Annotated in this window: 22 protein-coding genes; 14 read left to right on the forward strand and 8 right to left on the reverse strand. The window is 42.7% G+C overall.

Translation table 11 applies throughout. The annotated features are described in order from the left end of the window. Nucleotides 1-252 precede the first annotated feature (252 nt). The gene (locus L4C38_RS08035; protein ID WP_428797016.1) at nucleotides 253-1,644 is read right to left on the reverse strand and encodes an MATE family efflux transporter; all 1,392 of its coding nucleotides are present in this window, start codon (nucleotides 1,642-1,644) and stop codon (nucleotides 253-255) included. A gap of 263 nt (nucleotides 1,645-1,907) precedes the next feature. Here L4C38_RS08035 and L4C38_RS08040 point away from each other — a divergent pair, with 263 nt between their 5' ends. The 12 genes from L4C38_RS08040 (at nucleotide 1,908) to pflB (ending at nucleotide 14,992) form a co-directional block, all read left to right on the forward strand. Next, complete coding sequence (locus L4C38_RS08040) at nucleotides 1,908-2,660, forward strand: class I SAM-dependent DNA methyltransferase (protein ID WP_428797173.1); 753 nt, start codon at nucleotides 1,908-1,910, stop codon at nucleotides 2,658-2,660. A 267-nt stretch (nucleotides 2,661-2,927) separates the two neighbouring features. Beyond that, nucleotides 2,928-3,548: an SGNH/GDSL hydrolase family protein gene (locus tag L4C38_RS08045; RefSeq protein WP_428797017.1), complete on the forward strand. Its 621-nt coding sequence runs from the start codon at nucleotides 2,928-2,930 to the stop codon at nucleotides 3,546-3,548. Nucleotides 3,549-3,584: 36 nt separating this feature from the next. Continuing rightward, nucleotides 3,585-4,475, forward strand: coding sequence for a LysR family transcriptional regulator (locus tag L4C38_RS08050; protein WP_428797018.1), 891 nt, complete (start codon nucleotides 3,585-3,587; stop codon nucleotides 4,473-4,475). Nucleotides 4,476-4,611: 136 nt separating this feature from the next. Continuing rightward, nucleotides 4,612-5,508 (forward strand): GntR family transcriptional regulator YhfZ, encoded by an 897-nt coding sequence (yhfZ, locus tag L4C38_RS08055; RefSeq protein WP_428797019.1) that lies wholly within the window; start codon nucleotides 4,612-4,614, stop codon nucleotides 5,506-5,508. 9 nt (nucleotides 5,509-5,517) lie between these two features. Next, nucleotides 5,518-5,883, forward strand: a complete 366-nt coding sequence (locus L4C38_RS08060) for a hypothetical protein (RefSeq protein WP_428797020.1) — start codon at nucleotides 5,518-5,520, stop codon at nucleotides 5,881-5,883. Between the two features lie 3 nt (nucleotides 5,884-5,886). After that, entirely contained in the window at nucleotides 5,887-6,762 is an 876-nt protein-coding gene (locus L4C38_RS08065) for a phosphotriesterase family protein (RefSeq protein WP_428797021.1), read from the forward strand. A 33-nt stretch (nucleotides 6,763-6,795) separates the two neighbouring features. After that, on the forward strand, nucleotides 6,796-7,155 hold the full coding sequence (locus L4C38_RS08070) for a DUF2620 domain-containing protein (protein WP_428797022.1): 360 nt from the start codon (nucleotides 6,796-6,798) through the stop codon (nucleotides 7,153-7,155). A 10-nt stretch (nucleotides 7,156-7,165) separates the two neighbouring features. Next, complete coding sequence (locus L4C38_RS08075) at nucleotides 7,166-8,467, forward strand: YhfT family protein (RefSeq protein WP_428797023.1); 1,302 nt, start codon at nucleotides 7,166-7,168, stop codon at nucleotides 8,465-8,467. Between the two features lie 127 nt (nucleotides 8,468-8,594). Then, a complete protein-coding gene (locus L4C38_RS08080; protein WP_428797024.1) occupies nucleotides 8,595-9,776 on the forward strand; it encodes a YhfX family PLP-dependent enzyme in 1,182 nt (393 codons plus the stop codon). Then, entirely contained in the window at nucleotides 9,769-11,013 is a 1,245-nt protein-coding gene (locus L4C38_RS08085) for a phosphopentomutase (protein ID WP_428797025.1), read from the forward strand. The genes L4C38_RS08080 and L4C38_RS08085 overlap by 8 nt, the downstream gene beginning before the upstream one ends. 457 nt (nucleotides 11,014-11,470) lie before the next feature. Beyond that, nucleotides 11,471-12,667 carry a propionate kinase gene (gene tdcD / locus L4C38_RS08090; protein ID WP_428797026.1) on the forward strand — a complete coding sequence of 399 codons (1,197 nt, stop codon included), beginning with the start codon at nucleotides 11,471-11,473 and terminating at the stop codon, nucleotides 12,665-12,667. A 15-nt stretch (nucleotides 12,668-12,682) separates the two neighbouring features. Next, on the forward strand, nucleotides 12,683-14,992 hold the full coding sequence (gene pflB / locus L4C38_RS08095) for a formate C-acetyltransferase (protein WP_428797027.1): 2,310 nt from the start codon (nucleotides 12,683-12,685) through the stop codon (nucleotides 14,990-14,992). A gap of 207 nt (nucleotides 14,993-15,199) precedes the next feature. On the opposite strand, the gene L4C38_RS08100 is transcribed toward pflB, so the two are convergent. The 5 genes from L4C38_RS08100 to L4C38_RS08120 all read right to left on the reverse strand — a co-directional run bounded on the left by L4C38_RS08100 (nucleotide 15,200) and on the right by L4C38_RS08120 (nucleotide 23,590). Next, complete coding sequence (locus L4C38_RS08100; RefSeq protein WP_428797028.1) at nucleotides 15,200-16,762, reverse strand: sigma-54 interaction domain-containing protein; 1,563 nt, start codon at nucleotides 16,760-16,762, stop codon at nucleotides 15,200-15,202. Nucleotides 16,763-17,217: 455 nt separating this feature from the next. Next, the gene (locus tag L4C38_RS08105; RefSeq protein WP_428797029.1) at nucleotides 17,218-19,098 is read right to left on the reverse strand and encodes a methyl-accepting chemotaxis protein; all 1,881 of its coding nucleotides are present in this window, start codon (nucleotides 19,096-19,098) and stop codon (nucleotides 17,218-17,220) included. A gap of 312 nt (nucleotides 19,099-19,410) precedes the next feature. Further along, complete coding sequence (locus L4C38_RS08110; RefSeq protein WP_428797030.1) at nucleotides 19,411-20,697, reverse strand: SLC5/6 family protein; 1,287 nt, start codon at nucleotides 20,695-20,697, stop codon at nucleotides 19,411-19,413. Between the two features lie 107 nt (nucleotides 20,698-20,804). Next, nucleotides 20,805-21,998, reverse strand: a complete 1,194-nt coding sequence (gene megL / locus L4C38_RS08115) for a methionine gamma-lyase (protein ID WP_428797031.1) — start codon at nucleotides 21,996-21,998, stop codon at nucleotides 20,805-20,807. Between the two features lie 839 nt (nucleotides 21,999-22,837). Further along, on the reverse strand, nucleotides 22,838-23,590 hold the full coding sequence (locus tag L4C38_RS08120) for a hypothetical protein (protein WP_428797032.1): 753 nt from the start codon (nucleotides 23,588-23,590) through the stop codon (nucleotides 22,838-22,840). Nucleotides 23,591-23,743: 153 nt separating this feature from the next. Between L4C38_RS08120 and L4C38_RS08125 the strand changes: the two genes are divergently transcribed. Together L4C38_RS08125 and L4C38_RS08130 are read left to right on the forward strand one after the other, a co-directional pair. Further along, complete coding sequence (locus L4C38_RS08125; RefSeq protein WP_428797033.1) at nucleotides 23,744-24,310, forward strand: MarR family winged helix-turn-helix transcriptional regulator; 567 nt, start codon at nucleotides 23,744-23,746, stop codon at nucleotides 24,308-24,310. Between the two features lie 194 nt (nucleotides 24,311-24,504). Then, entirely contained in the window at nucleotides 24,505-25,143 is a 639-nt protein-coding gene (locus tag L4C38_RS08130) for a helix-turn-helix transcriptional regulator (RefSeq protein WP_428797034.1), read from the forward strand. Here the strand turns inward: L4C38_RS08130 and L4C38_RS08135 are convergent. Then, nucleotides 25,137-25,523 (reverse strand): VOC family protein, encoded by a 387-nt coding sequence (locus L4C38_RS08135; protein WP_428797035.1) that lies wholly within the window; start codon nucleotides 25,521-25,523, stop codon nucleotides 25,137-25,139. The two genes, L4C38_RS08130 and L4C38_RS08135, sit on opposite strands and share 7 nt — an antisense overlap. Nucleotides 25,524-25,650: 127 nt before the next feature. Then, complete coding sequence (locus tag L4C38_RS08140) at nucleotides 25,651-26,160, reverse strand: MerR family transcriptional regulator (RefSeq protein WP_428797036.1); 510 nt, start codon at nucleotides 26,158-26,160, stop codon at nucleotides 25,651-25,653. Nucleotides 26,161-26,195: the final 35 nt, after the last annotated feature.

Raw genomic sequence — 26,195 nt, forward strand, 5'->3', positions numbered from 1 at the left:
CTATTTCACTATCCCAGCTTCACTTAAGAAATTCGAGCGATAATCGACCGAATTTTCGCCTGTTTAAGCATAAGCTGTGTCACTTTTTGTTGGACTCCGATAATCAATCACGAAACAGAAACTGCCAAAAGGCGAGTTAGAATTCGTGTCTGAAGGAATCAAGAACAGCAATAATTCCATGCTTATTCAAAAAAAAGCACGTTACTTCCAACTAGCAGTAACGCGCTTCTCGTTTGTACTTACTAGAGCGATTTAGCTAGCTACCGCACCACTCACAGGCACTGAATCGCGGCTTTTGATTACATATCGCAAGCGCAGCAACATTAGAATAGCAGCGGTGGTTAACCCGGTGAGGATACCGATCCAAAAACCCTTCTCGCCCATGGCTGGCACAATGTGATCAGTTAGCCCCAATACGACACCCAATGGCAGCGCTAGCCCCCAATAAGAAGCTATCGCCAAGAACATCGGCATCTTAGTGTCTTTATAGCCGCGCAGTGCGCCATTGGCTGAGGTTTGTAGCGCATCGCTAAATTGGTACATCGCGGTAAACACCAGTAGTGTTGCCGCTGTTGCACTGATAGCAGGATCAGTGGTGTAAAGACGAATAATCCACTCAGGGAACAGCAAGAAAATCGCCACCGAAATGAGTGAGACTAACGCCGCAACAACAATACCGATTTTACTGCGATCAACCGCACTTTGCTCATCACGCTCACCTAATGCGTGCCCGACACGAATAGTAATACCAAACGAGATACTCATTGGGATCACATAGGTCAAACTTGAGATATTCAGTGCTATCTGCGCAGCTGCAACATTCTCTGCGCCAATGCGACCAATCAACAACGCAATTACGGCAAAAATACTGCCACACACCGCGATGTTCATACCGATAGGCAAGCCTAATCTCAGTAGGTGGACCATTTCTTTTGCTCTTGGTTTGGCATCAGAAAAAGAGATAATTTTTTTGTAATGGTGATGGCCTTTGATGTACGAGTACAACAAGCCCGACATCAGCCAATAGACCAAACTGGTTGCCCAACCACAGCCTACAGCCCCCATTTCAGGGAAGCCAAGTTTACCGTAAATCAGTATGTAGTTGACTGGGATATTCACTAATAGCCCAATCACCGAAATAATCATCGGCACTTTTGTGTTGTTCATCCCCTCACAAAAGCCATTTAGGGTATAGAACAAAGCGATGCCCGGCACACCAAATGCGAGTGCGAAAGCATAGTCGCTGGCGATAGGGATAATTTCTGCAGCGACGCCAATCCATTCCAATATCGGTTTCGCACTCATCAAATAAACGATGAGTAACACACTAGAGATCAACGCCAGCCAAACCATTTGAAAAAACTCTACAGAAATACTGGCAAAGTCTCGTGCACCACGGTGATAAGCGACGACCGGAGTTAGCGCCATAATCACACCACGAAGGAGTAATAAAACTGGGATCCAGAGGCTGGCACCAAGTGCAATTGCGGCTAAATCAGCAGGGCTTACTTGGCCTGCCATTGTCGTATCGACAAAGCCCATGGCTTGAGTGGCAATTTGAGTCAAAATAATAGGAATCGACAGATGCATCAAAGCACCCGATTCACGGGTAAAACGAGAAAAAGGACGAAGTGTAGTTTGCATGGAGGTTCTTAAACACCAATATAAATGCACCAATGATGGCAGGATAGCGAGTGTGCATTTTAGGGTGTGCCCAGTAGGCGGCGATAATATAAACAGCTTGTCCCATACGGTCAAGTTTAAGCTAAGTAGATGATACAAGAAGAAGATGGTTTGAGATGCTATCTATGAGGGAAAAAGCGGGCGATTATTTTGCTTCGTAATTCGGCTGGCTTGATATAGGATGCGCAGCCTAATTATTGACGAGCATTACCACTGTGGGAATCATTCCTTCAAACGCCCTCTATACCGACCTTTCTGGTTACTACGATTTAATGTGTGCCGACATCGATTATCACGCCCAAAGTCATTATGTTTGCCGACTGCACCAACTCTTTGGTAATGCAGGCACAAGGCATTTGGATTTGGCGTGTGGTACCGGTCCGCATATCCGCCACTTAATTGACTTTGGTTACCAAAGCAGTGGCTTAGATCTCAATCAACCAATGCTTGATTTGGCAAAAGTGCGCTGCCCTGAAGCCGAGTTTATTTTGCACAATATGTGTGACTTTACGGTGGAACAACCGCTCGATCTGATCACCTGTTTTCTGTACTCGATTCACTACAGTGATGGTATTGAGAATTTGAAAAAGTGTATCGCAGCTGCCCATGCGGCTTTAGCGCCAGGTGGCATGTTCTGCTTTAACTCAGTAAACAGAAACAAAATTGATAACCGATCTTTTGTTCGCCATAGCGCAAAACATGAAGAGAGCGATTTTGTATTTAGCTCGGGCTGGAAATACAGCGGCGAAGGTGAACAGCAATTTTTAACGCTAAGCATCGAGAAGCATTCAGTAGAAGACAAACAACTTTGGAATGATGAACACCCAATGGTGGCGGTTAATTACGAAGAGCTGACGGCCTTACTTAAGCCATACTTTGAAGTGCATATCTTTGAACACGACTACGAAAAAATCATTCCTTGGGATATCAACTCGGGTAACGCTTTCTTTGCTTGCGTGAAACGTCAACATTCATGATGCCAGCTATGGCTCTAAGCAATTGACGAATTAAAAACACCCGCCCAAAAAGGCGGGCTATTCAAACTCGAGTTAAGTATTTAACCTCGAGCCCACTCGACCAATTATTGAAAAACTCACGCGCAGTCACTTCGTCGATGATACAATTTTAAATTCAGTCGAAACGGCTTCAAATCTCGCGATGACAGCTTCACGCTGGTAGTGATACGACATCGTTCATAACGGACAAACAAATATATAGATTGGAGCCGTTAGCAAGGATAGATAATGAAATCAGTTCTATGTTTTGGTGACTCCAATACTTGGGGTTACATTCCTTTAAAAGGTGGGCGTTACCCAAACGATTTACGTTGGACGACGCTGTTAGAGCAAGCACTACCCGACGGTTGGCGAGTAATTAACGAAGGGTTACCCGGTAGGACAACCGGTTTTCACGAATCAATCCATAGCCCACATTCAGGGCTAGGTTACTTTCTGCCATGTTTAGAAAAACACCAACCAAATGTGGTGGTGATTATGCTTGGCACTAACGATCTGCAAAGCCACCTTGAACTATCGGCAGCAGAGATTTCATCAGGCGCAGCGCACTTGGTTAAACAGGCTCAACACTTTGCGAGCCATCAAGGATATCCGATTGATGTAGTATTAGTTTGCCCTGCTCCCATCCACGAAGTGGGTTTTGCTGCTACGGGCTTTGAAGGGGCGGCAGAAAAATCACAACAATTTGATACCCACTACAAAGCCAGAGCCGCAGAGCTCGGCTGCTGTTATTTCAATGCCGGTGAGTTTGTATCATCTAGCCAAGTTGAAGGGGTTCACTGGAATGAAGCCCAACCAGCTCACTTTACCCAAGGGCTTTACCAACACATCAAACACCTCTTTCTTTAGAGAGTTTGCTATTAAATCATCACCGCAGAGAAGCAAATGAAAGTACTACAAGACTTTAGTGTGTTTATTGAAACGGCTCGCCAAGGCAGCATTACTCACGCAGCCAACATACTTAATGTTACCCCTGCTGCGGTAAGCGCCACTATTAAGCGCTTAGAGAATCAGTTTGATTGTGCTTTGTTTGTTCGCTCAACACGCAGTATCCGCCTTACCTCTGAAGGGCAGTTGATGCTAGAAAAATGCCAGCAAGCGGTGCAGGCAATTGAATCCGGGGTAGAATCGGTTAAACACGACCCAAACCAGATCACAGGTCACCTTCGGCTTGCCATGCCCTCTGATTTAGGGCGCAATATTCTTGTACCTTTGCTCGATGAGTTTCTTGATTTACACCCTAAACTCATTCTATCAACACAACTTTGTGACAACATTGTTGACCTATACACGCACCCTCTCGACGCTTCAATCCGCTATGGCACACCGCCAGATTCCAGCATGGTAGCATTGCCAATTAGCCCCAAAAATGATCGCATTGCTTGTGCTTCTCCAGATTATATTGCCGAATTTGGCAAACCTACCCATCCGTCAGAACTGGTCAATCACAACTGTCTAAACTTTATTACCTTGGTCAAATACCACACTAAATGGCGCTTTTCAAAACAAGGCGAAAAGTGCGAAGTTATTGCCACGGGCAACCGCTTCGCCAATGATGGTGATGTGGTCAGACGCTGGATGATAGCAGGTAAAGGGATTGGCTATAAATCCCGTTTAGACTCTCAACCTGACATTGATGACGGTAGCCTAGTGCCACTTTTTGAAGACTGGCAAGGTGACAGCATTCCACTCTATTTAGTCGTCACCGATAAACGCCAACTCACCCCTGCATTACACGCATTACGAGAGTTTTTATTAGATCGGTTGAATACATAATCAAAGCGATAAGCCACCCGCTCTAATCGTAAATCGATCGATTTTTATCGAAATAGCTCACAAAATATACCCACTGTGCTTTTTAACATTTCACTCGTCTGTTAAATTATCTTCAAAATAATGAAGATATAATATTATGTCCGTTCAATATATTAGCAAAGAAGGTACCGCGATCATGAATATCGCTCAGTACCTGATGACAACCTCTGAAGGTGATCGTTTGCGAACAATCGATTCACTATCAGATGAGTTTTCTGTATCGGTTGGATTTATTCAAAAAGCGTTAACGACCATTGAACAAAGTGGCGCCGTCGTTTTATCCCGACAAGGTCGTAACGGAACCTTTATCACTAAGTTGCATTACCACGAACTTGTGTCTTGTGCTGGTATAAGCAATGTTGTTTGCGCAATGCCTTTGCCTTACACCCGACACTATGAAGGCTTAGCCAGTGGCTTAAAAGAGCAGTTGGGTGGCTTACCACTTTATTTTGCTCATATGCGTGGCGCAAGTGTACGTGCCGAATGCTTGAAAAATGGTACCTATGATGTCGCGATAATGTCAAAGTTAGCAGCGAAAGAGCTCACTTCGGGTTTGGTCACCGCTATTGATCTTGGCCCACGAACCTATTCTCACGAGCATCGCCTAATTTATCGCCAAGGTCAGTATGATCAGATTCGCCGCGTTGGTGTCGATCCCGATTCTCCCGACCAAAAAATTCTGACCAGTCAGGCATTTGAAGACAAAGACATTGAGATCGTTGAGATTCACTATGGCGAAAGTTTAACCCACTTAACCAACGGCGAGATTGATGCCGTCGTTTGGCTACCGGAAGCGATAGATATGGAAAAATATGGTCTCGATGAACAATCCTTAAGTCATTTACCCGCTTGTCAGGAAGCATCTGAAGCGGTAATGCTCGTCAATGGCAATGAAAACCATATAACCGTATTACTGCGTAAGTTACTCAAACTCTCATCACTACTGGCGCACCAACAAGCGGTAGTGAAAGGCGAATTAACACCAAGCTACTAAAGGTAATCCATGAAAGAGAGACTTGATGTACTACTGCAAGCCAACGTCATTACACAGCAAGCGCATAATGGGTGTTTAAGCGCTATCGCAGTGATTGATGAGCAATTGGCGCTTTGCCATAACAACGAACAATATCAAATGGCAATGACTCATCTAGCAAGGGCGGCAGACCGAATTTGGCAACAAGAAGCGGTTGAGGAAGGTCTTGACCCAGATATTTTGGAAGAGATTGAAGCTGATGAACAATTTCCTGCAGTATTAGCACTTCATCAGCAATTATTGCAAGCCATGGGGTTAACCACTTTACCTGCAACTGAAGAAAGTTTCATGTTGCTCAATGTCTACTCACTAATGCAAATCTCAAACGAGGATTGAAACATGATTGACGATACGGGTTACACATACTGCCATGAACATTTGCACATTGATCTATCGCCACAAAAACACGATCTCGACTGCCGTTTGGACCAGTACGAATTGCTGTGTGATGAAATGCGCGAAGTGCAAAAACGTGGCGTACGCAACATCGTAGAAGTCACTAATTCTTTTATGGGTAGAAATCCTCAATTTATTGAAAATTTAATAGATGACAGTGGAATCAATATCTTACTTTCGACGGGATACTACATCGAAGGATTTTTCCCCGACAAGTTGTACACCATGGACGTACAGCAGGTTGCTCGCGGTATGATCCGAGAAATTGAAGGTGGCATTGATGGCTCACGTCTAAAAGCCAGTGTCATTGGTGAAATAGGCAGTAGCGAAGATCACTTCAGCCCAACCGAACAAAAAGTATTCAAAGCGGCGGCTATAGCTCATTTGGAAACGGGTCGTCCAATTTCAACCCATCAGTCAATGAGCACGATGGGTAGGCAACAACTAGAACTACTTAAACAGTGTGGTGTTGCCATGAATCAAGTAACCGTAGGGCATTGCGATTTACGCGATAACCTTGATCACCTCCTTTGGATGCTCGATCAAGGCTGCTATATCCAGTTTGATACCATCGGAAAAAATAGTTACTACCCAGACGACAAGCGCGCTTTGACCCTTGCTTTGCTTTGCGAGCGTGGATATGAACAGCAAATTATGCTGTCGATGGACATCACTCGTCGTTCACATTTAAAAGCCAACGGCGGATTAGGGTTTAGCTACCTAATCGACGAATTTGTTCCTTTGCTCAAACAGCATGGGATCACTGATCACCAAATAAGCACAATATTACAAGCCAACCCTACACGCTTATTTGGCTAATGAGCCCAACGCTCAGAAATATAAGGATAGAACATGAAAAAAATTGCCATTGCTGGTTTGCAGCGAGAACAAATCAAGCAACAGATCGAGGCAACAATGCCCGATACCTTTGAATGCCACATCCTCACAGATATGGATGCTGCAATGAAAGTAAAATCAGGTGAAATGGATTATTTCATTGGCTGCTGCAACACCGGAGCTGGGGGAGCGCTTGCCATGGCGATCGCCATCATCGGCTATGGGCAAAGCTGTACCATTGCAAAACCTGCCATCCAAGCAAAACACGATCAAGTCGAACAATTTATAGATAAAGGCTACGTCGCGTTTGGCTTATCTATCGAACATATTGAGCACGCAATACCCATGCTCACTAAACTGCTCGCAGTGAAGTAAGGACAGTAATATGGATATTATGCACATTGGACTCGTTGCGGCATTATGCGCAATGACCGCATTGATCGCTAACATGAGCGCAGCCGTTTTCCATGATGGTATTCGCCCTGTATTGCCGCAACTCTTTGAAGGCAATATGACAAGACGTGACGCAGGCTCTGTCGCCTTTGGTTTATCGATTGGCTTCGTTGCTTCAGTTGGTATTTCTTTTACCCTTTCAACGGGTCTGCTGAACCCATGGTTGCTATTCTTGCCGACAGATATTCTCGGCGTAATGATTGGTAGCCGCGTACTTGCCGCTTTGGCTGGCGGTCTTTGGGGCGTACTAGTTGTTACCTCTCTTGCAGGGGTTAATGCAGTACTAACTGGTCTTCCAATTGATGCTCTCGGCGCGCTAGGTGAACTCGGCACTCCTGTTATGTCAGCATTCGCCTTGTTCCCACTACTGGCTATTTTCTACCAATTTGGTTGGAGATCTGGGGCCATTGCTTCAGTGGTTATTTTGGCTTCACGTCTAATGATCATTAAGCACACGGGCATCTATCCTGAATCAATCCAAATCTTCGTTGGTATGATGATGCTGGTACTTTTTGCGGTACGCAAAGATTTAGCAGACCGAAAAGCAGGTATACAAGCTCCTGATATGTCAGGGCTGCACAGCATCTTTGACGAGCGAACTAAGCGAATTGTAAAACACTTACCTTTCCTTGCTGTTACTGGTGCATTGATTGCTGCTGTATCTAATGCTGGTATCTTCGCAGGTTCAGAAGTCTCCATATACTCACTGGCTGATGCACTTAAAATTACCGATCCCGAAGCACAAGATGCGGCAATGAAACAAGTGGCGCTATCTGAATTCATGCGCGGTCTTGGTTTTATTCCGCTGATTGCAACGACCGCACTAGCGACTGGCGTTTATGGCGTGGTGGGGATGACCTTTGTCTTTGTGGTCGGTTACTTGTCCCCTAACATTGCCGTTGCTGCCGTATTGGGTGCCGTCACCATTTGTTTCGAAGTGTATTTACTGCGTGGTATTGGACGTTTCTTAGAACAGTTCCCTTCTATTCGTAACGCATCTGACAATATCCGTAACTCTATGAACACCTTAATGGAGTTCGCCCTATTAATCGGTGGTGTACTTGCGGTAATGAAAATGGGGTCAACTACTGGCTTTACCATATTTGCGATGCTGTTCTATCTCAACGAAATCATGGGACGTCCAATACTTAAGATCGCCGCACCTGCTGTAGCAGCAATCTTAACGGGTGTGATTCTAAATCTCCTTCATGTTGTTGGGTTATTCGCACTTTAGTTAAATAAACGATAAGAGCTGATCTTCAGCTTAATACCACTCACCAAACGAGACACTGTTGATTGTTATTAACCGCGCATCACAAAAAGTATGTGCAGGATCAGCTCATTCCTGAAAAGGGGAGAATATGTTTTTAGAAGCGTTACAAAAGCAAAATCCCGACTTAATTAAAGCCGCGCTTAGCTTATTTGAACAAGGGGAATTACTACCAGACTCGACGGTCATTGATGTAGACCAACTGATTGAAAACGCGCATTTGTTGAAAAAAAGCGCCAACCAATTTGGGATTAAATTATTTGCTATGACCAAACAGTTTGGTCGCAATCCAATATTGGCAAAAATGTTGATTGAACAATGTGGTTTTGACGGAGTAGTGTGCGTTGATTTTAAAGAAGCACGCATCATGGCTGCTCATGGGTTACCCATAGCCAATGTCGGTCACTTAGTTCAACCGCCAAGCCATATGATAAAACAGTTGGTCACTTCGATTAAACCTCAAGTCATTACGGTTTATAGCTTAGATAAGGTGAAGCAAATTTCAGATGCCGCGCAACAGGCTAACCGTAAGCAAGCATTGCTACTGAAATTTTTCCATTCACGAGATCAGCTCTATATCAATCAGGAGTCAGGCTTTCCAATTGAGGAGATTGAAAAAGTAGTGACAGAAATCCAAGCCATGCCTAACGTGTATATCGAAGGTGTGACACATTTTCCATGCTTTTTGTTCGACAGCGAAACAGGATCGACACTTCCTACTTCAAATCTAACCACCCTAATTGAAGCTAAAAATAGTCTACAAGCCTTAGGCATTACGTGTAATCAAATCAACGCTCCTTCCGCTACCTGTATCGAGACACTACCATTGTTGGCGGAATACGGTTGCACACATGGTGAACCCGGACACGCATTAACCGGCACAATGCCGTCCAATGCAGCAGCACCACAAGCTGAACGTATCGCCATGCTGTATTTAAGCGAAGTTTCTCACCATTATGGCAAAGACAGTTATTGCTTTGCTGGTGGGTATTATCGGAGGGGGGCACTAGAGAATGGGCTAGTGTATCAAGGCGTTCAATACCAAACCGTCAGTATATACAATGATGATCACGACAGTATTGACTACCACCTACGCATTGCCGGGTTACATCCTATTGGGGCTCCCGTTATTATGGCTTATCGTACGCAAGTTTTCGCGACTCGCAGTGATGTAGCGTTGGTGAAAGGAGTATCAAGTAATAACCCACAAGTAATAGCAATTTATGACTCACTTGGTAATAGGTTAACCTCAAGCGAGGTATTTCATGGCTAGATTTATTGTTGTGGTTTTGGATGGCTTTGGCGTGGGTGAAATGCCTGATGTCATTAACGTTCGTCCACAAGATTCTGGGGCAAATACGGCGTACAAACTGCTGAGTCATTTTCCACTCAAACGTCTGCCAACCCTAGAGAAGCTCGGCTTACAAAATGTGGTCAACAACCCTAGTTCGATTATGCACCCCAACCCGAAAGCCAACACTGGCTTTGCATGGCTTGCTCATGAGGGTGGTGATACATTTATGGGTCACCAAGAGATCATGGGGACGCAACCAAAGCCACCTTTGGTACAGCCCTTCCAACAAGCATTGCCAAAGATTGAAGCGGCATTGTTAGAACATGGCTACCAAGTAGAACGCTTCACTCAGCAAGGCTTGACTTTACTGGTGGTTGAAAAGGGCGTGGTAATCGGTGATAACTTAGAAGCCGATTTAGGGCAAGTCTATAACCTGACATGTAACTTCAATTTGGTCTCTTTCAAAAGATTACTTGAAATTGCAGCGGTCGTACGTGGATCAAACCCTGTAAGTCGAAACATTGCCTTTGGTGGTGATATTGATTTTGCCGGTGATTCACACAGTATGCAGCGTGTTCTTAACGCAATCGAAGTCAAAGTGAATGCCGACGGCAAAGCGGCTTATATTGGCGTTAATGCCCCAGATAGTGGCGCTTATGACAAAGGTTTCCAAGTGGCTCACTTAGGTTACGGAGTGAATCCTGACACCCAAGTACCATGGCTAATCCATCAACAAAACATCAAAACATGGCTGTATGGCAAAGTGGCCGACATCGTACAAAATCCCCACGGGCAGTCTTATCTTTCGATTGTTGATACTGATGAAGTGTTCCGCCTATTGAACCAAGATTTAAAACGAAATTCACAAGGCTTCTTCTGTGCCAATGTACAAGAAACTGATCTTTCAGGTCATCAGCAAGATCCAAAACAGTATTGGCGAGTACTCGAGCGTGCTGATGTGGGTTTAAGCCAAGTAATGGCCAACATGGCCCCTGATGACGTGCTCATTGTCATGGCCGATCACGGTAACGACCCATTTATCGGTCATACAAAACACACCCGCGAACAGGTACCACTGCTGGCTTATCAAATAGATAAAACCTCTATCGACATTGGGCAGCGAGCAACGATGTCTGATGTGGGCGCGAGTGTTTGCACTTTTTTCAACGCCGAACCACCTGAACACGGTACTTCGATCAAATCCTTGTTAGCTTAGCGATAGCGCACCGCCTCTTAGCAAATCCCCCTTACGCTAAGAGGCTTTTTTATGGTTCAGTGAGTTTTTTCCAGCGATAGCCGCTTTAATCTAAAAAGAAGTACTCTGTGTTTCTATAGCCATAGAGCATTCTTTTAATCCATCTAATTTTATTAGACCTTTCCAGAACAAGCTCAGGATATTATATCCAAGTGATGCCATGAAATATGGCTCAATGACATCACTCCTCATTCAATTATTGTAAATTTTATTTCCACTTTCCGTGTTATATCTTTCCATAATGCGATGGAGATAAAACAAAAACCATATATTTCAACAAGATAAAAGTTGGCTTAAAGTTTGCTATCTAGGTAGAGAAATACCATTCATTTTTGATGGTTATCATATATAAACAAAATTATGGAACCATCTTAAATATAGTTTACAAACTATTTTAATGAAATAAGCGAGTATATAAATGATTGTATTGGTGATTAATTGTGGTTCTTCTTCGGTGAAGTTTTCTGTCATCGATGTGGAAAGCAGCGATGAATTACTATTGGGTGTTATTGAGAACATCAATAGCGATAGTGCTTGTTTCTCTGTTAATGGCGGTCCTAAAACGGTGCTGCTTCATAAAGGCTATGAAGCTGCATTCAACGCCATTGCATTGGAATTAGAACAAAGAGATCTCACTAATAGTGTTGTTGCCGTTGGTCACCGCGTGGCTCACGGGGGAAATATCTTCAAAGATTCAACCTTAATTACAGATAGAGTGATTGAAGAAATCCGTTCTGTCTCCGACCTTGCCCCTTTACATAACAAAGCCAATCTAATGGGTATCGAAATGACTCAGAAGTTATTTCCTTCAGCGCAACAAGTTGCTGCATTTGATACCAGCTTTCACCAAACGCTTGCTCCTGAAGCATATCTGTATGCGCTGCCTTGGGAGTACTACGAGAAGCATCATGTTCGCCGTTATGGTTTCCATGGCTCCTCACACCGCTATGTCTCTAATCAGGCATATGGATTGGTGAAAAAGCCTAAACAAGATAGCGGCATTGTTATCGCCCACCTAGGTAATGGCTCATCCATTTGTGCGGTTAGCAACGGAAAAAGTGTCGATACGTCCATGGGGATGACACCACTTGAAGGGCTAATGATGGGTACCCGTTGTGGCGATGTCGATTTTGGTGCCATGGTCCGGATTGCGAAACAAACAAACCAGTCACTTGATGAATTAGAGCGCGTTGTGAACGAAGAATCCGGTCTCTTAGGGTTATCAGGAATTTCATCAGATTTACGCGATCTAGAACAAGAATGGCATAAAGGTAATGAACGTGCGATTTTGACAATCAAAACGTTTGTTCATCGTATTGCTCGCCATATTGCTGGTCATGCCGCGTCTTTATCACGCCTAGATGGAATTATATTTACTGGCGGTATTGGCGAAAACTCATCACTTATTCGCCGCTTAGTTCTCGAGCACTTACAAGTATTTAAGTTAGAAATAGACGAAGAAAAGAACGATCTATCTAACCGCTTTGGAGAGCGGATCATCAGCACAGAAAGCTCTTGCGTAACCTGCGCAGTGATCCCGACAAATGAAGAAAAAATGATAGCACTCGATGCAATTCGTTTAAGCGATATAAACCTTGCGACGTTCAATGTTTAATTTAGGAAAATATTCATGAAATTATCAATAAATACACAAGCATCACCGTACAGTGATGCATGGAGTGAATTCAAAGGCACAGAATGGAAAAGCTCCATCAACGTACGTGACTTTATTCAACAAAACTATACACCTTATGAAGGCGATGAAAGTTTCTTAGCAGAGGCAACTCCAGCAACAAAAACGCTGTGGGAAAAAGTCATGGTCGGCATCAAGCAAGAAAATGCCACTCACGCCCCTGTTGATTTTGATATCAATGTAGCCACAACCATTACGGCTCACGGACCTGGTTATATTGATCAAGGATTAGAAACCATTGTTGGTCTACAGACGGATCAACCATTAAAGCGTGCGCTTCATGCTTACGGCGGTATCAAGATGATCCGCAGCTCGTTTGAAGCTTACGGCAAAGAAATGGACCCAGAGTTTGAGCACCTATTTACCGATATACGTAAAACGCACAACCAAGGGGTATTTGATGTTTATACACCTGATATTTTACGTTGCCGTAAATCAGGCGTATTAACCGGTTTACCCGATGGCTATGGTCGTGGTCGTATTATTGGCGATTACCGTCGTGTTGCTTTGTATGGTATGGATTACCTCGTAGAAGAGCGTAAATTGCAATTTGCCTCTCTTCAAGCGGATTTAGAAGCTGGTATTGACCTTGAAAATATTATTCGTTCACGTGAAGAACTAGCAGAGCAGAAACGTGCCTTGCTGCAAATTCAAGAAATGGCTGCTAAGTACGGTTTTGATATTTCACGTCCAGCGATGAATGCACAAGAAGCGGTGCAGTGGCTGTACTTTGCTTACCTTGCTGCGGTTAAATCACAAAATGGCGGCGCTATGTCATTAGGACGAACAGCAACGTTCTTAGATATATACATCGAACGAGATTTGAAAGCCGGTCGTTTAACAGAAATTCAAGCTCAAGAACTCATTGATCACTTCATCATGAAAATTCGTATGGTACGCTTCCTACGTACACCTGAGTTTGATGATCTGTTCTCTGGTGATCCTATTTGGGCAACGGAAGTTATTGGCGGTACAGGTCTTGATGGTCGTACGCTTGTTAGTAAAAACTCTTTCCGTTATATCCATACACTGCATACGATGGGGTCATCACCAGAGCCAAACTTAACTATTCTTTGGTCTGAACAATTACCGATCTGCTTTAAAAATTATGCGGCACAAATGTCTATCGTCACTTCTTCTTTGCAATACGAAAATGATGATCTAATGCGTACCGACTTCGACAGTGATGATTACGGTATTGCTTGTTGTGTTAGCCCAATGGTGCTGGGTAAACATATGCAGTTCTTTGGTGCTCGTGCCAACCTAGCGAAAACACTACTTTACTCCATCAACGGCGGCGTCGATGAAAAGCTAAAAATCCAAGTGGGTCCTAAAACAGCACCACTAATGGACGAAGTACTAGACTATGACACCGTGATGACAAGCCTAGATCAATTCATGGACTGGTTGTCTGTTCAATACATGAGTGCATTGAATTTAATCCACTTCATGCACGATAAATACAGCTACGAAGCGTCATTGATGGCTCTTCATGATCGTGATGTTTCTCGTACCATGGCGTGTGGCTTAGCCGGTTTATCAGTAGTAGCTGACTCATTGTCAGCCATTAAATATGCGAAAGTGCGCCCAATTCGAGATGAATCTGGTCTTGCGACTGATTTTATTATTGAAGGTGATTACCCTAAATTTGGTAATAATGATGCGCGAGTTGACGACATTGCCAGTGATTTAGTTGAACGCTTTATGAAAAAGCTTAAAGTGCTACCAACTTATCGCAATGCGGTACCAACTCAGTCAATCTTAACCATCACTTCCAATGTAGTATATGGTAAGAAAACCGGTAACACGCCAGATGGTCGTAGTGCGGGAACTCCATTTGCACCAGGTGCAAACCCAATGCATGGTCGCGATCAAAAAGGCGCTGTAGCGTCATTAACATCAGTATCCAAACTGCCTTTTGCGTATGCGAAAGATGGAATTTCATACACATTTTCTATCGTACCGAATGCATTAGGAAAAGATAATGATGGTCAGAAGAAAAACCTAGTTGGTTTGATTGATGGTTATTTCCATTATGAAGGCGAAGGTTCAGCGCATGAGGTTGAAGGTGGTCAGCACCTTAACGTGAATGTACTTGACCGCGAAATGCTGCTTGATGCGATTGATCACCCAGAGAAATACCCTCAGCTGACTATTCGTGTTTCGGGTTACGCTGTTCGCTTTAATTCACTAACGAGTGAACAACAACAAGAGGTAATAAGCCGTACCTTTACTAACCAGCTGTAACGTTTTAGCCGTAATGGTCATCGGTACTAACAACGTTGCTGCTAGAGTTATCTCAACGTTTATTTAAATGGACGTTGAGATAGCAAAATAAACCACTCGGATTTCAGTCGCATTGGTGGCTGAAATCCGCTCTTCGCTAACTTTTAGATACAAAAAGTTCAGATACAATTAGGCAGCAAACGCGTAGTTGTACCCTTTCATTGATTCCTAAGCGACTACTGCTTTCTTTTTACTTGATAGAAGATACTCCAAATCATATTGCTTAATTTTATTGAGTACCGTGGTGTGTGACAACCCGACTTGATTAGCGACCTTTCTTGCAGAGCCCAGTGAGATCAGAGATTGCTTGATCATTTCTCGCTCTTGATTTTCGATCATCACTTTAATACTACCATCTTTCTTAATACTGCCATCTTTCTTAATAGCGCCAGTACATTTATCCGCTGGAAGGAAAATATCTGTACCCGAGATCTCAGAGTTTTCAGTTAATAGCATCGTTCTGAGCAAAACATTTTTTAGCTCTCGTATGTTTCCTGGCCATGAATAAGCCGACAATACCTCAAGAGCACTTGGCAACAGTATGATTTTTTTGTTCAACTCGAGAGAGTATTTTTGGGTAAAGTAGTTCACTAGCGGAATAATATCATCTGGGCGTTCTCTCAATGGCGGAATATTGATGGGAAGAATATTCACGCGATAGTAGAGATCTTCACGAAATTGTTTTTGCTCTATTAAATACTCTAGGTTTTGGTTGGTGGCAGCGATGATTCGTACGTCCACGTATCGATCAGTCAGTCCTCCAACTCGTTTAATCATACCGTCTTGCAGCACTCGTAATAATTTACTTTGCAATGAAAGTGAGAGCTCACCAAATTCATCAAGAAAAATAGTGCCATGGTTAGCGCTTTCAAACAGCCCCATCTTGCCGCCTTTAAGTGCGCCACTAAAAGCACCGCCTTCATAGCCGAAGAGCTCACTTTCAACCAATGGCTCAGGGATTGCAGCACAATTTATTGCTTCAAATGCGCAGTCTTTTCGATCGCTAGCATTATGAACTTCTCTAGCAATTAATTCTTTCCCTGTTCCCGTCTCTCCACGGATGAGAACCGCATATTTGCTTTTTGCTATCTTTCTAGCAGAAGTCAGGCAGGTTGACATATTAAGACTAGAATAGATGATGTCGTCTATTGGTGAACCTGATTTTCCATTTTGTAGCTTTGGTGAACATTTTTTATTACAGTTGGAATTGATAGTTTTATTATTAATAATAACAATCGCACCTGTAACTTTTCTCCGCTGTAAAATAGGGCGAATAGTACAGTTAAGTTGAGTATGACTGGTTTTATTCTTTATCTCTTTTCGATATATATCCCCAGCGAGAAAATCTTTAATTTCATCCCAAACTAAAATTGATGAGATGTTTTCCCCTATAATGTCACAACTTGATAAGTTAAAATTTTCTTCTGCTATGTGATTAAATTGAGTGATAACACCTTGATTTGTTATAATAATGTGTCCACAATCAGAGGGAGATAGCGTCGACATTGCATCTTTAGTAGGGCACACACTTAGAATATCATGAAAGCTCAGAAGTTTATAAAGTAAGCATTCCAATTTAAACTCAGGAGTAATGTTAAATCGGATAAAGATGTTACAGGGTGATACACGCAAGGTATCAATATAAATATCAAATTTTATAAATTCCTCGATGATATCAGAAATCATCGCAGTACGATCAATAGTTTCTATATTCCATTCAACAACAAGCATGATAACCACTATAATTAAATTATAATAATCGAACATAAAATAGTAATTGTTTGAGTTAAATCGAAATTTGGTAAATACGCTGAATGTGCGAAACTTTTGCCTTAATTTTCGGTGTACTTTGAGGGCTCTGTCGCAAATTTACTGGTCGATGCAAATATGCTGATTTCAGATGTAAATATGGCGAGAAAGTAATGAGCCCAAGGTTAATAATAAATTAATTACCGGCAAACCAGACAATAGTCTAAAAATATAGTGGTTATAAATCGAAAATGGTTAACGAAATATGTGACCCAAGACAACTAATCTTTTCGGAGCATGCCAATGAAACGATTTCCACACCCAACAAATTGGACATAATTTGGAAACAATTTATATAACATATAATAACAGTACCACTTTCGTAATTTGTCATTACTTGAAGTAATAAAAAAGGCGCATTAAATGCGCCCTTTTGCCTAGTGCTTAAACTGATTGACTTGTTCGTTGAGACACACCGCAATTTTCCTTAAATCTTCTGACAGTGTTCTTGATTTTGACGCTTCATCTGTTAGATACGTTGAGATATCACTAACTTGCTGGATGTTTACGCTTACCTCCTCAGTAACCGTTCTTTGTTCGGAGGCGGCATTCGATATCTGCGATGCCATGTCCGAAATCTCTTGTATCGAGAGGGTAATTTTTTCCAACGCGGCAGTTGCATCATTTGCATCATCCACACTTGATGACGCAAGATCACGACTTCTCGTCATAGACTCAACCGCTTCTGTACTATTTTGCTGAAGACTTTCAATCATGTCTCGAATTTCAACCGTAGAGCTGTGTGTACGCTGTGAAAGCACTCGGACTTCATCCGCAACGACTGCAAAACCGCGTCCTTGCTCCCCAGCCCTAGCCGCTTCAATCGCAGCATTTAGAGCCAACAGATTGGTTTGCTCAGATATATTACTAATGGTTGATATGATGGTATCGATGTCTTGAGCATTTTGCTCCAGATCGCCAACTGTTTTCGCTGCATTATCAAGCTGCTGTGCTAGGTTGGTGATGGAGTCTTGGTTTCGATTAATGACGCGCTTACCTTCGTCACAATGCTCCTTTGAACTCAATGCTGAATCGGCTGTATGTCTAGCGTTTGTCGCCACCTCTTCTGCCGCTGCTGACATTTCGTGAACCGCGGTAGCGATTTGTGAAACCTCATTTTGCTGTGCTGTTAACGCGTCACTTAATTGCACGGTTAAATCCGTACTGACCTCTGATTGGTTACCTAGATTTTGTGATGAACCGGCTATATCATTGACTATTTCTTGCAGCTTACTGATGAATGCGTTGACCTGACTCGCCAATTGACCAATTTCATCGTTAGTTTTCACCTCGATACGTTTAGTTAGGTCACCGTTCCCCTCCGCAAGATCTTTCATAGACTCGGTTAGGCGTGTTAGTGGTAAAAGTGCTTTTTTAACAATCACGAGTGCGATCGTAGCGATGATTAACACTTGGATAATGCCCATAGTCACCGACTGAGCAATTAGCTTGCTGTGAGCTGTGAACGCATACTCTTTGTCTATCAAAACGGTGTAAAACCAGTCTGTATTCGCGACTCTTTGCGAAGTCAATAATACTTCTCTATTTGCGACTGTCGCTTCGACAAGTTCCTTGCTACGCGCCAACTCTTCTATTGTTGCTGCGGTTAGATCATCTGTAATATTGTTAATGCTTTTTAATGCTAGGTTTTGGTCTTGATGAGCGACAACCACGCCATCGCTATTTGTAATGAACGCCATAACCCCTTCCTCGTTGAGGTCGACCGCGTTGTTTACTAGAGCGCTTATCTCAACATCAGCAGCTAAGACACCAGACACACCTTCGACTGAAAAGGCTTTTGAAATCGTCACCACAAGTTGCTTTGATGATGCATCAAGATACGGTTGCGTTAAGTGTGCCGTGTTCTTTTTCTTAGCTTCTATGTACCAAGATCGCGTTTTAGGGTTGAATCCTTCGGGTACATCAACCTTAGCGCCGAGTAGGTACCGACCATCATCTACGGATGCGTAAACTACTCTAAATTGACCAGCTTTGGTGGTGGTCGCCAAATAGGACTCTTCATTTCCCGGATGCTTAAAAGCTTCGGTAGATACACTGGCAATATTGATTTTATCGCTTATCCAGTACGACATACGATTCGCGTTGCTTTCTAAAATGGTATTAGCATGTTGAGTTATTGAACGCGTTGTTTCTTCTGAGATCTGATTCCCGGTAATAGTGGTCTGCACGGCGGTCATTATGGCTATGACCACAATGAACGCGATGGTTAGTTTTGCTTTTATTGATAAGTTTGCCATGTGCCTCTGCTCGATATTTGTAATTATCCTTAAATATACCAGACGTCGTTCCATTAAGTCGTGACTGGTTACTTGAATATTTTAATATTTTAATATTTGGTTACTTTAATATTTGGATATTTGGATATTTGGATATTTGAAGAGTGATATCAGATGGGTAATGCTAACTGGAGAATCCATGGGCACTCGAATTAATCATTAAATTCATAACGTTGAGTGCCACATGAACAATGTTTTGTCCGGCAGGAAAGGCAACCTACCGGACAGCGCCGTATAGTATAGTACAATCACTACACCGCGACATAAGCTCCCCTATTCAAAGAACTTGAAGAACGGGGAAATAACCAACAACAGACCAAAGAAAAGCACGCACTGCGCTTGCAGTCCTTTGAACTTGTGCAGTTTCTGCACTCGATAAATGAGATAGCACGGGATAATACAAGACACAATCCCATAAAGTGGACTGGCAATGTGGAAGAAGATAACCACAGAGAAGCCTAGCGATACCCAGAAAGTCAGCAACAGAACAATAAATACATAGACACTAGCACCTAGCACCTTGTGGTTGATTTTCTCTTCTGGAATAAAACGTTGAATGATATTAACCAAAATACCTTTCACTGCTTCTTGGAAACCTAAATAGATACCAAAGAATGCCGTTACTACAGCCGATACATTTAGCAGTACCGTCATGACGTTAACGAGCTCTCCAGGAATAACTTTCGCGGCCATAGCAAGGGCGGAAATATTCAGGTTAAATGCTTCAAGTGCTTGTTCGTAGGTAATTGAAAGTGAGAATGAAAATGAGAAAAATAGAATAATGCTTATTAGTGTAATATAAGCAATGCGATGTACACGAATAGCTTTATAAGTGGCAATCTCCTTATTCTCTTCTCTTTTTCTGTAGGCAATGTTCATTGGGTTCAATATTTGGATAAACACCGCAGAGAAAAATGCAAACGGTATTGTTAACAATACGTCACGTGTAAAATCACCAATACCAGGGAATGCCTTAATGTTATTAAAATCCCAATGCGGAACCATAATCACACCCAGCGCCACAATAATACTGACTTTAAGCACAACCAATGGACCTGAAACTTTAAAGAGCAGCTTCTCACCTCTGGACGCAACAAATATTAACGCTGTCAAAACAATTAATGTGTAAGCGACTGAATCGGATAATACGCTTTCTGTTACCCCAAAAGTGTTTAAATAAGAGGCGCTATCATAAATAATTGCAGTGGAATAAATAAACATGCCATGAACAAGCATGATGAAATACAGTATCCCCAGCATCATCCCCCAGTTTTTCCCAAGATACTGGGAGATGATATTCGAGTAATCCTCGCATATATCACTTTCGGATAACGTTTTCATGTAGAGGTTCTGCAACATATAGGTCGCAGGGTAAGCAATTAAGAAAGCTGCAACAAAAACCCAGAGCCCTTTTAAACCAATTTGCACTGGAACAACCACCGTGCCAGCACCAATGGCCATACCGATATTTAAGAGAATCCAGCCTGCATCATAGGCGGTCAGGGGAGTTTTTTTGTATTGATGTTTATCTATTTCGTTTGTAGCTGTAATCGTGGACATGAACTACTCCGTATAAACAATATTAGAAAATTGTCTTTTTTATTTTTTGAGTATCCAGCTGTACCCCTATCAGACACGCATGCACTGATAGGGGACACTAATTAAAGTTAAGCAATAGCTTTTTTGAATGCTTGATCAAGGTCAGCGATAATATCTTCAGCATCTTCAAGACCAACAGAGATACGGATTAATCCGTCAGGAATACCGGCAGCCATTCTTTGCTCTGGAGTTAGTGGAGAGTGAGTCATTGAAGCTGGGTGTTGAATCAATGTTTCAGTGTCACCAAGACTTACGGCTAGTAAACAAAGCTCAACCGAGTTCATGATGGTTTGACCTTCTTTTACTCCGCCATGGATTTCAAAACTGATCACACCGCCAAAATCTGACATCTGTTTTTTAGCTAATTCATGGTTTGGATGTGAAAGCAAACCAGGGTAGTTAACTTTTGAAATTGCTGGATGCTGTTCTAGGTATTCAGCAACTTTCATCGCGTTTGAACAGTGGCGCTCCATACGTACTGCTAGAGTTTTCATACCACGTAATGTTAGCCATGCGTTGAATGGGCTGATAACACCACCAGTAATGTCTTTTACACCAACAAAGCGAGCTTGATTGATGAAGTCTTGCTTACCGATAATTGCACCAGCAACAACATCGCCGTGACCATTGATGTATTTAGTCAAGCTATGTACTACGATGTCAGCACCCAATTTAAGTGGGTTTTGGCAATAAGGCGACATAAAGGTATTATCAACAACCAACAAGGCACCATTTTCGTGGGCTAGTTTCGCACATGCTTCAACATCCATGATAGCTAGTGTTGGGTTAGCTGGAGTTTCGATGTAAACAATTTTGGTATTTGGTTTGATCGCTTCTTTAATATTGTCGACATTTGACGCATCAACGAAATCAACGTCAATACCAAATTTAGGCAGGCTGTGTGATAACAAAGCATGCGTACAACCGTAGATTGCACCTGAAGAGACAATGTGATCGCCTTGCCCACATAGAGTCAATAAAGTGGTAGAAATAGCAGAGATGCCTGATGCTGTCGCGAGTGCCGCTTCGCCACCTTCTAACACTGCAAGTTTTTCTTCTAGCGCTGCTTGAGTCGGGTTTCCGATACGAGTGTAAATATAGCCAGGCTCTTCAAGTGCGAATCGAGCTGCACCTTGTTGAGCGCTTTCAAAAACAAACGTAGAAGTTTGAGTGATAGGGGTAGCAAGTGCACCAGTCGTTTCATCAGGGTGTTGGCCAGCGTGGATGATTTTAGTGTTGTAGCCTTTATCATGTAGGTTCATAGTTTTGTTTCCTATTAGTATATTGTTTATTAGTTTTATTAATTAAAAAATTAATTATTCATCCATAATATAGCAACAGCCGTGCCAACTTGTAAGTCATTGAAATATATAGAATTGCATAAAATTTTTTGTAAATAATAGCACCAAAAGTGGAAATAAAGTTGACAGGCTCTATCAAAAAAATGCGCTATATCACATTAAAGATAAAAGAAGGGTTATCGCTATATTTAACTGCTTCTATTAATCTCAACACTGCTTTTTATTCACACGTTTTCTCTTATTTAAAGGCTGCCACTTTCCTACGAATTTATTCTCGAAACTGCTTACTACTACCTTGCTTACAAACTCAGGTATCGTGAAATTGAAGGGGAACAATTGAAGCGCCGAGTCAAAGTCAACCAAGCAACCATCAACCGGCGGAAAATCAGAAGGGAAAAGGGATGGTTTTGATATTACCGTGCAATTGATAAGTTCGGTGAGGTTATTGACTGCAACCTCGGCACTAATAAATAGATGGATGCGACTCAATCTACCTTAAAACGCATCATTGAAGGGGTTGCGCAAACAAGAGGGAATATGCACGGTTTAACTACTCTCAAAATGGATGTAATACTGTTGATACGCTGAATACGATCGCGTCTATAAACAGTCTGCCAACAGACAGGCTGTTCATCATATTTACCATATGACCAACCTCAGGCTTGGTTACAGCGTCACTACCACCAAGCACCAACGGGTTGCCACGCCTAACTAACAAGATCAACCAGCTGCGGAACACATCCCGAGAAGAAAAGCCCCCTTTTCGCTTTGAGGCTTTTCTTTCATTTGCGTTCTAGTCGCTATTTGGTACTAACGTTACCTGGTAGAGACAAATCGCCTGAAGCAATGTCATACACACCTGTCACGCACAGTAACGGCGCATGAATACTTTCATTGACCTTCAACACCGCAGTAAGCGCATCAAAATTAAACGCATCGTTTAAACCGATATCCGCCTTAGGTACTTCCACACGCAGTTCTGTCGAAGTAAATTTAGGCACATAGTCTGGGCTATCAATGTAAATTGGTAGCTCAGGCCAAGTCGCAGGGACTTTTACTGTTGTACCCGCTGGAATATCACGCACTGTTAATCCAGCGGGACACTGAGCATCTTCAGTCAAAACCACCCAGTGTGAATGCCACTGCGCCCCATCGTTTGATAAATCGCCATCGCCGTTTTCATCGTACTTTGGTGTGTCATCAAAATCAGGGTGAGAAGTAACAGCCAAAGCCACAATGCCTTTATCAGAATCAAATCCAATATCCGCTGAATTTAGTGTGGTAGGCCAAACATAGCTAAACACTTCCGCCCCGGCTAATTGACCAATAGCTTGCGGTTTCACTTTACCAATTGAATCGCGCACTGCGGTTTGAAAAATCAGGTGGTTCTTTTTTTTCACTACCTTGGCATGAACCACATCAAAGCTGGCTACGATATCATTATTGCTATCAGCGACTAGGTGCTCTTTTTCATGAGCCAATGCAACATTGCCCATTAGCCCTGTGCTGATGCATAGAACTACGCTATTAAGGATCCGAATAGACATTTTCATCACTGTCTCCTTGTATTGAAATTCTTCTTTCCACAATATAGTTTTGTGTCGAAACTATATTTAAATTAGTCTATCAGCTATAGTTGTCAACATAGTTTCGACTAAAAACTAATTTAATCTATTCTGCTTTTGAATAATCACAAGGGAGGACACATGGTCAGTCAATTCGAAACCTATGAATTGCTAGAAAGAATTGGCAACTTACTTCGAAATGAAGCTCGTCAAATGGGAAACGAGTATGGCTTGCACCCTGTACATATTGAGATCCTACACTATCTACAACGTTGCAACTTATTCAGTGATACCCCCGCAGCAGTGACTGAGTTTCTAGGGATCACTAAAGGGACAACCTCTCAATCCATCACGCTATTGGAAAATAAAGGCTTCATAACCAAGAGCAAAGATCTGCGAGATAAACGCATTTCACACCTTAAGCTAACTGATCAGGGTCAAACCTTAGTGCATCAGGTTTGTCCACCAGCGCACTTTGTGCCGTTGTTAAAGGGCATTGAAACCAAGTCTCCAGAGCTGATAACCACGCTCAAACAACTACTGAGCGACATGCAACAAGATAACGATAAAGTCAGTTTTGGGGTATGTAAGACTTGTCGACATCACGACATTCGCTCTGATAAAGAGTTTTTCTGTCAGTTGACGCAAATGACGCTAACACGCGATTTCGGTGAATTGATTTGTAGAGAGCATGACGGAAAAATGTAAGGAATTGATATTAAATACTATTTATCAATCATATTGAGTAGAAATAAGTTTAGCTCGGTGGCAAGCGACTTGAGTAACGCAGCTTGCTCTATTGCCTTAAGCCACACTAATTTACACTGTGAATCCTGCATCTTGAAGTCACTTGGGTATATATTACGTTACTGGGGTAGAATTATTGTCGAAGGAGACTGAGTGTGAATAACGTAGTTATTGATATCTGGCATAGTGACAGTGATCAGCTCCGCACGACGTGGGTAATGCCCGACGGGTGCCAAGACGTCATCGTGACATTTAACGAAAAAGCTCCCCCGAGTATAGTGATCTCATCACTACATACCTGTGCGACACCCGTTATACTTCAACCTAACGAGCAGATGATGGGGCTTAGGCTAACGGCAGGATTCAATACCAACTCACTCAACATAGGTCAACTCCACCATCATATTCATAATACTAGCGAGTTGGTCGCTGCGATTGAATCTTCAGCCCATCAAGAGACTCATCAAGTTGAAGAAGTGTTGTCTTGTTTGCAATCTGAGCCACTCAGTATTCAAAGTGCTGCTATAACATTAGGTGTTTCGAGCCGAACGTTACAAAGATTGCTCAAATCTCAAACTGGTTACTCGCCTATGTTTTGGCTTCGTTTAGCTCGTGTTCGACGCGCGGCAAGAATGATACTAGCTCAACAATCATTAGGTCAGGTTGCCTACCAATGCCATTACTCAGATCAAGCACACATGAGTCGTGAAATCAGGCATTGGCTAGGTGTGACGCCAAAACAACTGCATCAACGTTTAGATATCGCTAGCCAACTACTTAGCCCCGGTTACTGAACTCGAACAGGCGAGCATATCTCAACAAGGTAACCATTAAGATCGTGCACATAAGCGGTGGTTTGACCCCAAGGCATCTCTTCCACTGTTTGAACTAATTTAGCTCCTGCCTCCAATGCTTGCTTCAAATGCAGTTCAACGTGTTCGGTTTCAAACGCAATCTCAAATGTTGGTGCTGAAGACATCGGCTTTACCGCTCCTTTACCAAGCTGATTCATCAACTCTAACGAGCTAAATGAAAGCGTCGTTTCACCGGTTTTCAGTTCGCCATAATCCCCACTCTCATGCAAGAATTTGATCTCAAAGCCAAACGCATCTCGGTAGAACTCTAATGTCTCAGCCACATTTTCAACGTACATAATGGTGTATTTCAGTTTCATATCGATTCCTTTAAAGTTGCTTGTGCCTCAAGCCTACTTTGCGACTCTGTGGCAGTCTTGAAGATTTGCGACATAGATACCTGAATTCCCAACATTAAAAAAGCCAACCCTAAGGCTGGCTTCTCTACTAAATTTTGCGAATCTGGTCGATCTCTTGAGCTTCAATGCCTAAAGATTCTAAGAATTTTTGATGCTCTTGCGGTTCTATCTCCTCAAATTTTTGGTGCCATTTAATCATGTCTGATTCAGTGAAACCGGCCGCTTGCATAATTTCTACCCAACGCTGTTTAGTCACAATCGTATCCTCTATTAAGTTTGGTTCTTGAAGGAGCACCACGATGGCTTTTTGCTGCGATCGCAATGTTTGAATCTCTCGCTCTAAGTCCTCAAAATGTTCTTTCAAGATTTGAGCTTGAGATTGATCTTTTCGATCCAACAAAATGCGAATACTTGTTATTGGCAACCCATATGAACGATACGATGAAATGGCTTTAAGCCGCTCCATTTCGATCTCTCCATACCAGCGATATCCATTATCCGAACGATAGGCGGGCACTAATAGCTGCTCTCGCTCGTAATATAGGACCGTGGTACGTGAAATACCGCACTCTCTCGCCAATTGGGTAACTGTTAACATCTACTTGCCTCTTTGCTGTTCGAGACCATCTTCAA

Source organism: Vibrio kasasachensis (assembly GCF_050337565.1).
Lineage (GTDB): Bacteria > Pseudomonadota > Gammaproteobacteria > Enterobacterales > Vibrionaceae > Vibrio > Vibrio kasasachensis.